Source organism: Variovorax sp. 20P10.2.4 (assembly GCF_058244205.1).
Window position 1 is genome coordinate 1 of record NZ_JBZAYE010000966.1, and the last position, 1,973, is coordinate 1,973.

Annotated in this window: 2 protein-coding genes; both read left to right on the top strand. The window is 72.5% G+C overall.

The annotated features are described in order from the left end of the window. Positions 1-495: P1 family peptidase (locus AC27VN_RS40005; RefSeq protein WP_490880288.1), on the top strand; the 495-nt coding region annotated here is incomplete at its 5' end. A gap of 18 nt (positions 496-513) precedes the next feature. After that, on the top strand, positions 514-1,973 hold a 1,460-nt coding region (locus tag AC27VN_RS40010; protein ID WP_490880289.1), incomplete at its 3' end, for a TAXI family TRAP transporter solute-binding subunit.

Consider the following 1,973-nt stretch of genomic DNA (forward strand, 5'->3'; position numbering starts at 1 on the left):
ACGGTCGGCGGCGTCACGGTCGGCGCGCTGATCGCGGTCAATTCGCTCGGCGACGTGATCGATCCCGACACCGCGCTGCCGGTGGCCGGCGCGCGCACCGAGGACGGCCGCGCGCTGCTCGACACGCGCCGCGCCCTGCTGCGCGGCGAGCTGCCCAAGCCGCTCTTGGCCGGCACCAACACCACCATCGGCGTGATCGCCACCGACGCGGTGCTGACCAAGGTGCAGGCCAACCGGCTCGCGACCGTGGCGCACGACGGCCTGGCGCGCGCCATCAATCCCGTGCACACCATGAGCGACGGCGACACCCTGTTCGCGCTCGCCACCGGTCGCGTGCCGCTGGCGGCCGACGGCCCGGGCATGACGGTGCTCAGCGCCATGGCGGCCGAGGTCGCCGCGCGCGCCACCCTGCGCGCGGTGCTGGCGGCACGCTCGGTGACGGTCGGCGAACTGCACATCCCCTCGGCCGCCGAGCTCGGCACCGCGCCGCGCTGACCCCACGAGCGAGACACCATGGCCTTCCCGAGAACCCTCAAGCTGATCCTGCTGTCGATCCGCGACCTGATCGCCTCCGCCGGCCCGATCCTGTTCCTCGTGATCGGCCTGTTGATCGCCGCCTACTGGTGGCTGCAGCCGCAGCCGCCCAAGCAGGTGACGCTGGCCACCGGTCCCACGGGCAGCGCCTATGCGCAGTTCGGCAAGCGCTATGCCGAGTCGCTCAAGCTCAGCGGCATCGAGGTCACGCTCAAGCCGACCTCGGGCTCGTCGGAGAACCTCGAGCTGCTGCGCAAGGGCGAGGCCGACGTGGGCTTCGTGCGCGGCGGCAGCGCCGACCCGGTGGCCGACGAGGAGGCCGGGCTCAGTTCGCTCGGCAGCCTGTTCTTCGAGCCGATCTGGCTGTTCTACCGGCCCGACGCGATCACGCGCGCGCCCGACAGCGTGATCGCGCAGCAGGCGGCGGAGGCCGAGAAGGCGAAGAAGGCGGCCAAGGCAGCCGCGAAGGGCCGCCACGGCGCCGAGCGCAAGAAGGCCGCACCGCCGCCCGCGCAACCCGTCACGCCCCCAGCGCCGATCCCGCTGACCTCGCTGACCCAGCTGCGCGGCCTGCGCGTCAACGTCGACATGCCCGGCAGCGGCCTGCCCGAACTCATGGGCCGGCTGCTCGAGGCCAACCGGCTCGCGCCCGATGCGCTGCTGCTGTCGAACCTCGAGCAGGCCGCGGCCGCCGAGGCGCTGCAGGCCGGGCTGCTCGATGCGATCGTGCTGTCGTCGGCGCCGCAGTCGCCGCAGGTGCAGCGGTTGCTGCGCGCCAACGACATCCGGCTCATGGATTTCGTGCAGGCCGACGCGTACACGCGGCGCTTTCCCTTCCTCTCGGCCGTGACCCTGCCGCGCGGCGTGGTCGACCTGTCGAAGGACCTGCCGGCCGGCGACGTGTCGCTGCTCGCGGCCACCACCTCGCTGCTGTCGCGCGAGGACACCCATCCCGCGCTGCGCCAGCTGTTCGCGCAGGCCGCGCAGCACCTGCATGGCGGTGCCGGCTGGTTCAACCGGCCGCGCGACTTCCCGAACACGCGCACCAGCGAACTGCCCGTGAGCCCCGAGGGCGACCGCGCCATCAACGGCACGCCGCCGTTCTGGCAGCGCTACCTGCCGTTCTGGGCCAGCAACCTGATCGAGCGCATGTGGCTGGTGCTCGGCGGCCTGCTGGTGCTGATGCTGCCGCTGAGCCGCGTGGTGCCGCCGCTCTACCAGTTCCGCGTGCGCCGCCGCGTGTTCCGCTGGTATGCGCGGCTGCGCGACATCGAGGGCAAGGTGGACGGCCAGCGCGGCGATCCGGCCGAACTCACGAAGGAGCTCGACGAGCTCGACCGCGTGGTGAACCGCGTGGCGGTGCCGCTGTCGTATGCCGACGAGCTCTATGCGCTGCGCAACAACATCTATGCGGTGCGCAAGCGGGCGCTGGCGCGCGG